Genomic DNA, 6753 nt, shown 5'->3' on the forward strand with positions numbered 1-6753 from the left:
GGCGGAGGGACGGCTGGGTGGGCCATCGAGATGCAGGTGTGCCCTGGCCGCGCACAACGCGGGATGCCCGTGACGTCGAGGGCAGAGCGGGACTGCGGTCGCTACGACGTACCGGCGGGGCGGACCCACCGGACCTCGCGCACGCCGTCCTCGGTCTTGCTGCGTCCGTCGGGGGCGAAGCGGTGCTTGCGGTAGAAGGCCTGGGCGCGTGGGCTGGGGTCCGCGACCCACAGGGCAGCCGACTCGTCGGGGTCGAGGACAGCGTTGAGCAGCGCTGGTCCTGCTCCGCAGCCGTGGTGGGCTGCGTCGACGTAGAGGAGGTGCAGCTGGGACTCCTCGGTGGCGTCGGGCTCCTGTTCGGGTCCGGACATCGCGATGCCGACGATGGTGCCGTCCACTTCGGCGACGACGGTGCGGTTGCTGCTCCACCGCTCATCGGTGAGGGCGCCGGTCCAGACGCGTTCACGGGCCGGCAGGAGGTTCGGGTCGTCCAGGACGGAGTCAGGCATCAGGCCGCGGTAGGTCTGCTGCCAGGAGGTGACGTGGACCTGCGCCATCCGTGGCGCGTCGCTGGGTCGTGCACGGCGAACGATGACCACCGACCTCATGCGCTCACCCTAGGAGCCGGCGGCTCAGTCAACTGCTTGCGCGGTCTGCCGTCCTCCGACACATCCGTGAAGTCGGGGTCAGCCGCCAGCGGCAGCGCGCACAACGCGGCATGACCGGACGCACGCGCAGCGCGGGATGACCGGACGTTCCGTTCGGCGTCGTCAGTCGACCTGAGGGCGGCTCGTGCTGAACAGCTCGCAGGTCATGTTGTAGTACCCGTCGGTGCGGCCCAGGTGGTCCATGCCCAGCCTGCGGCACAGGGCTTGGGAGGCGGCGTTGTCGGGGTGGGTGACGGCCAGCACCTTCGCTAGGCCGACGTCGAAGGCGTAGCACAGGCCGAGAGTCGCGGCCTCGTGGGCGTAGCCGTGTCCCCAGGCGTCGGGGTGGAAGTACCAGCCGATCTCCGTCTCGCCGGTCGGCTGTAGCGGTGGGGTACCGGAACCGGAGATGGCAACGAGCAGCAGGGTCCCGAGCAGGTGCCCATCGCTGTGCTCGACGGCCCAGACGCGGTGCAGGTGGTCCTGGCGAGAGTGCCAGCGGGCGATGAGGCTGCTTGCCTCGCCGAGGTCCTGAAGGACGCGGGGGGCGGCGCCGATGTAGCGCTGAACCTCCCAGCGAGAGCACATGTCGAGGACGAAGGGGGCGTCGTCAGCGGTCCACTGCCGCAGTCGTAGGCGTTCGGACTCCAGTGTCTGCACGAGTTGGATCTTGCCAGCAGAGCCACCCGATACGTCCACGACAGCGCGATGATCGTTACGTCGCCTGGCGCCCCCGCCGATGGACCCTTGCCTAAGCAAGGTCGGCCAGGACCCGCTGAACGAAGGCCGTCTTGTGCTGGGTGTAGGTGTACCGGTCCGCGGTGTGGGAGGTGGCCAGGGCTCGCTTCAATGCTTCGTACTCCGCTCGCAGGGCCGGGTCTGCTCGTAGGGAGTCCCGGAAGCGGAGATAGGCCTGCCATCGAGGACCGTCGATGACGACGACGTGGACCAGGTGTGTTCGCCAGCCGGGTTCGCGTCCAAAGACCCGGTCATGGGGGATGCCGACGTCCCCGGGGTAGTCGTAGCCGAGCTGGCTCATCTCCTCGGCCATGGCGTCGGCGTGCAGCATGTCTTGGACGCCGATGCAGATGTCGATGATGGGCTTGGCGGCCAGGCCGGGGACTGCGGTGCTGCCGACGTGCTCGACATCCTTCGTCCAGCGGCCCAGGGCGTCCTGCAGTCGGTGGCACTCTGCGCTGCCGGCCTCGGCCCAGGCGGGTGAGTACGGGACGAGGTGCACCTCGTTGTTGCGTAGCCCCAGCGTCATGGCGATGACGGTGTCAGGCAGGACGGAGGCCGGGCTAGGGAGTATCAGCAGACAGGTGCGAACCGCTCGCAGATCGGCAGATGAGTGAAGTCGTGGGCCGGCCGCGACAGCTCGCACAACGCGGGATGACCGAGCGCAGTGTCTGCGCAGGAAAGGAGGCTGAGGTCAGGCGAGCAACTCCCTGATGGCAGCGGCCACCGTGGGAGCTTGCTCAACGTGCAGGAAGTGCCCGGCCGGCAGTGACTCGAACTGTCCGGACGGCAGGCTCTCGGCGTAGGCGCGTTGGTGTGCGACGACATCGGCGCGGAAGGGCGCTGCGGCCTTGGTGGCGTGACCGGCGGACAAGACGATTACGGGGCACGTCGGTGGTGCGGGTGGGGCGGTGCGCAAGCTGGGCACGGCATCGCGCAGGGCGAGGTGCTCGCGGCGCGCTTGGGCCAAGGAGGCGGGAGTGAAGTCCTCGGCGATCATCGCCTCGCCGGTGGCTGCGGGCAGGGCCCGGCGACGGGCGGTGGTGGCCCAGCGGCGCAGCGGGGCGACGCGGGCCAGGTGCTGCTGCAGGGCCAGTAGCCGCCCGAACTGGCGGTAGTAGTTCGGGTCTGCGTAGGCGTCGGCGGTCTCGGTCGTGGGATCGAGCAGCACGATCCCGGCGACGTGCTGCCCCAGACCCTGTTGGGTCAGCAGCGGAAGGGCGCAGCGAACGAGGAGACCACCGAGGCTGTGGCCGACCAGCACGATCCGCACCGCACGCCCGCCCCCGTCACCGTCCACTCCTGCCGTGCCGGTCGTGTCGACCGTGTCGGTGACGGCGTGGTGGACGAAGGTGGCGAGGCGGTGCGCCATCGCCTTGATCGTCGTGGCCTGGTGCGAGGCAGGACTGCGTCCAGAACCGGGACGGTCGTAGGTCACCACGGTGACCGCCGAACCAGGCCTGTCGAGGAGGTGAGGTACGAGGACGTCCCAGGAGGTGCGGCAGTTGCCCAGGCCGGCCTCGAGGACGACGAGGTGGTGGTGGCCGGGGTCGTGGACCTCGACGTTGAGGCTCTCCCCGTCCAGCTCCCACCGGCGGGAGGGCAGGGAACGCTCGCGCAGCGCGGGTCCGGTGCCTGCCGTTGCTTGAGCCACCTGAGCCTCCTTGGTCGGTGCCTGGGGCACCGACGTTAGGAGCCGGAGCGGGCTAAGACCATGATCCGTGGGTCAGCTCACACCGCCTGGTCATCGGCATGAGCGCGAAGTCGTGGTCCGGTCGTGATCACGTACGCCTTCGACGCGTGTAGGGCCTCAGCGGCGGCAGTCGTCCTGGTCGGGCTGTCGTCCCGTGTACGACGTCCGCGGGGGCGTGGTCTGCTGCATGCTCGGTGCTGCGAGCGATTGCATCGATGAGCGGAGGGGGTGTTGTGCCAGCTGGAGGGAATGGGTTGAGCCCGCAGGAGTTGGCGGAGACGCTGGAGCGCGCCTTCGATGAGCTCAGTGGGCCACCGGCAGCGGTGGGGCTGTTACACCGCACTGGCAACTGGCTGACTGCGATGGACGAGGCCGGGTTCATCGAGATCGAGCCACCGCGTCCAGATGATCCTGAGGCGCGTCCACGCGCCCGCATCGCCTGGCTGGAGGCGCTGGCCGCGGCTGAGTACGGCGGCGCGTTGGCCAGCCGCAGCCTGGACGTGGCCTGGTACGAGCAGCGTGGTGTGGACGAGCAGCCGTACGGGGTGGAACCGGACCCGGACGAGGCGCGCCGAGACGTGCCGCTGCTTAGGCTGGCTGCCAGCCTGGCTGGTGCGGCACCGGTGGACCTGTGCAGTGAGCTGTCCGGCTTGGACCGGCCCACCACCGCAGTGGTGCTGGCCGCGTTGAGCTCCGCCACCCAGGCCCACACCCGTCAGTACCGTCGGCTGCTGCCCGACGGGCGACCTTCCACGTGGTCGGGGTCGACCTGGGAGGGGCCGTTGTACGACTGGGCCGACGCCGAAGCAGAGGCCCGGCGCTGCCGCGGTGACGGCGGAGCTGGTGCTCCGTGGCGGCAGGAGCGGCTGGCGCTGTACCCGGCGGCGGAGGAGGAAGCAGCCATCGCCCGCGCCGCGCACGCCAACCCCCACCCGGTCGCGCAGCTACCGCTGAGCGAGCACCTGCTGCGCGTGCTCGGCGCTCTGCGCCCCGGTGGCAGCGCCGGCATCCGCGGTGGTGGACGCGCCTTCCGCCGTCACCGCGGACGAGGCGAGGGTGACGTCGACAGCACCCTGCTCCCGTACACCCGCGCCGAGGTGGAGGACTGGCTCGGCTTCGCGCTGCCGACGCTGGCCCCGCTGGAGGAGGCCGGGCATCGACTGGTGTGTCTAAAGAGCAGGAACTTCTGGGAGCCGGAGGGTGCAGCCCTGCCCGCACGCGGCAGCTCCCTGCCGAACGGTGAGCCCATGGAGCTGAGCATCGCTCTGCGGTGGGTGCCGCCCGAGGTCGACTCGACGCGGCTGGCCCGGCACGACGACCAGAGCGGGGAGTGGGTCACCGGCCTGATCAACTACTCACCCTTCACCCGCACCCCGCAGGAACAGCCCGAGCGCCGGGCCACCTCGCTGACCGAGCCGGCCGGCGCCTACACCGGCATCACCGTCAACGACACCCGCATGGGAGTCCAGCACAGCCTTCCGGGGCACACCCGCATCGGCTGGTCCAAGCAAGGCCCCGACACACCGGACGCCACCGGCAAGGGCGTCTGGTACGGCATGGCCCTGCACCTGCCGCTCGAACCGATCGCCGCCGTCGAGTTCATCCTGGCCAGTCGCGCGATCGGCTGACCCCGACACGATCGGCAAGCCCGCTGCTGCGTGGTGACCGCGACCGCTCGCAGCGAGCCTGACGGCCGAGCCAGGCTCGGAGCGGGCAACCAACCGAGTGCATCGCGGCATGAGTGCTGCTGCTGGATCACTTGCTGCAGGATGGTGGTGTGATCAGCGGACCCGACTCCAGCCGGTGGGCAATGCCGCAGCGCAGGTGGCACCGGCCGACGCCCGAGGAGATCATCGGGTCGCTCTTGTGGGTGCTCATCGTGGCGGGCGCGTTGCTGGAGGTCACGGGTGACTGGGGAAGCCTGATCGTCGGTAGCGGCTCGACACTCGTAGGGGTGATCAGCGGCTACTACCGCGTCGACGAAGCGACTCTATACGCCAAGCGGTTCTCGCATGCGCCGGAGGCGGCCACACAGGTGCTGGTCCACGAGAGTGTGAGCAGCGGTGAGATGCCCATGGACACCGCCACCAGAGAGCTCGCGTTGGACTACGCCACCGGCTGGTCCCGACGGCTGAAGCGGGGTCTGGCGATCACCTCGTCGGTGGCACTGGCGTGGTGCCTCACCTCAGGCGTGCTGGTGTGGTTGCTCGATCGTCGCTGGCCGGAATCAACGCCGACGAGGGGATGGGGCCTTGCCATCACCGTGATCGGTGTTGCCGGCTGGCTGCTCTACGCGGGCGTGCCTTGGGCATGGCGACTTCGACGACTGAGTCAGTACGCCCTGCGATTTCACTAGGACCCACCTTGGCCTTCACAGAGGAGTGAGCGACATCGCGCTCATCGGAATGTGCGTGAGCTCGCCGGCCGTCGCGCTCACGCGCGACCACCGGCATGAGCGTTCTTCCGAGGGAGTCAGTCCGTGGGGACGTTGCACAGTGGGAGGTGGTGAGCATCCACTGGGGCCAGAGCCAGCTCTACGCGCGAAGCGTCGTCGAAAGCCACGGTCCATACGTGAGCCCCGGTGGTCACAGTCCGAGGCGGCTCGCGGCGCTGTGTTGAAACGGCTCGGCGTTGCCGATGTACTCGCGGGCCACTTCCAGGGACGTCCAGCGGCCATGGCGCATGATGTCGCGGCCGGAGGCACCGTTGGCGCTGGCTTGGATGGCGAAGCCTGCGCGCGTGGAGTGCGCGGAGTAGTAGCGGCCGGTGGGGTCAGGGGCCTGTAGTTCGGCGGTGCGGGCGCGAGCGGTGATGGTCTTCGTGACGGCGAGGCGGGCCATGCGGGCTCGGTGGGGGTCGACGACCATCGTGCTGCCGACCCGGCCGTTGTGGAGGATGGCGCGCAGGACTGCGCCGTGCATGCCGGCGATCAGGGAGCGGCGGGCCTCGAGCATGTACCGGGACTTGGGGTCGGTGCGCCTGTCGGCACGCAGGGCTGCGAAGTGGTCAGCTGCGGCCACGTCATCGGCTGCTGCGCTACCGGTGGGATCTTGGTCTGCGAGCTGATCGCGGAGGCGGATCAGCCAGGTCTCCAGCGCGTGGACCGGACACAGCTCGTGGTGATCTGCCCAGGGGATCGTAATGAAGGTTTTCGCGTGAGCCTGGACGGGGTGTGGCGAGCGGACTCGGATGATGAGCCCCCCGGTGTGGGCTTGGAGATCGTCGATGTCGAGGGCGGCGAGCTCGGAGGCGCGCATCGCGGAGGTGAAGGCCAGCAGGACCAGCGCGCGATCGCGGATCTCGGTGAGGGATTGCCCGTGGGTGGAGGAGGCGTCGATGGTGGCGAGGATTCGTGTGATGTGCTCGGTCAGCAGAGGCGGTGTCGGGCGGCGTGGGGGCTGCTGGGTGGCCATCTCGCGATGCAGGTTGTCAAGGCCCGGGTTTGATGGAGGGCGTGAAGCCACGCGGGTCAGGCACCAGCCGCGACGGGGTGAGTGCTGAACTGGGCCTCGTACTCCACGGGAGGGATCATTCCGAGCTCCCCGTGTAGCCGGCGGTGGTTGTACCAGTCGATGTACTCGGCGACGGCGATCTCGACGTCGTCGATGCCGCGCCACGGACCGTCGCGGCCGGGTAGGTGAGGATTGCGGATGCACTCGGCCTTGAACAACGAGT

The 6753-nt window shown here is 69.3% G+C and carries 8 protein-coding genes; 2 read left to right on the forward strand and 6 right to left on the reverse strand.

Features of this window, described 5'->3' with window-relative positions:
• Positions 1–101 precede the first annotated feature (101 nt).
• From GTR02_RS18290 to GTR02_RS18305, 4 genes are all read right to left on the reverse strand, one after another.
• Entirely contained in the window at positions 102–509 is a 408-nt protein-coding gene (locus GTR02_RS18290; protein ID WP_240895995.1) for a GNAT family N-acetyltransferase, read from the reverse strand.
• A gap of 261 nt (positions 510–770) precedes the next feature.
• Positions 771–1307 carry a GNAT family N-acetyltransferase gene (locus tag GTR02_RS18295; RefSeq protein WP_166608918.1) on the reverse strand — a complete coding sequence of 179 codons (537 nt, stop codon included), beginning with the start codon at positions 1305–1307 and terminating at the stop codon, positions 771–773.
• Between the two features lie 91 nt (positions 1308–1398).
• Positions 1399–1914 carry a GrpB family protein gene (locus tag GTR02_RS18300; protein WP_166608919.1) on the reverse strand — a complete coding sequence of 172 codons (516 nt, stop codon included), beginning with the start codon at positions 1912–1914 and terminating at the stop codon, positions 1399–1401.
• Between the two features lie 165 nt (positions 1915–2079).
• Positions 2080–3069, reverse strand: coding sequence for an alpha/beta fold hydrolase (locus GTR02_RS18305; protein ID WP_338073910.1), 990 nt, complete (start codon positions 3067–3069; stop codon positions 2080–2082).
• A 263-nt stretch (positions 3070–3332) separates the two neighbouring features.
• Between GTR02_RS18305 and GTR02_RS18310 the strand changes: the two genes are divergently transcribed.
• Positions 3333–4706 carry a hypothetical protein gene (locus GTR02_RS18310; protein WP_166608921.1) on the forward strand — a complete coding sequence of 458 codons (1374 nt, stop codon included), beginning with the start codon at positions 3333–3335 and terminating at the stop codon, positions 4704–4706.
• Between the two features lie 113 nt (positions 4707–4819).
• Complete coding sequence (locus GTR02_RS18315; protein ID WP_166608922.1) at positions 4820–5434, forward strand: hypothetical protein; 615 nt, start codon at positions 4820–4822, stop codon at positions 5432–5434.
• A 229-nt stretch (positions 5435–5663) separates the two neighbouring features.
• Here the strand turns inward: GTR02_RS18315 and GTR02_RS18320 are convergent, their stop codons facing one another.
• Positions 5664–6491, reverse strand: a complete 828-nt coding sequence (locus GTR02_RS18320; RefSeq protein ID WP_166608923.1) for a tyrosine-type recombinase/integrase — start codon at positions 6489–6491, stop codon at positions 5664–5666.
• Between the two features lie 56 nt (positions 6492–6547).
• Positions 6548–6753, reverse strand: a 206-nt coding sequence (locus GTR02_RS18325; RefSeq protein WP_166608924.1) for an IS3 family transposase, incomplete at its 5' end; no start/stop codon positions are given.

It is taken from the genome of Kineococcus siccus, from assembly GCF_009906795.1.
GTDB classification, from domain to species: Bacteria; Actinomycetota; Actinomycetes; order Actinomycetales; family Kineococcaceae; genus Kineococcus; species Kineococcus siccus.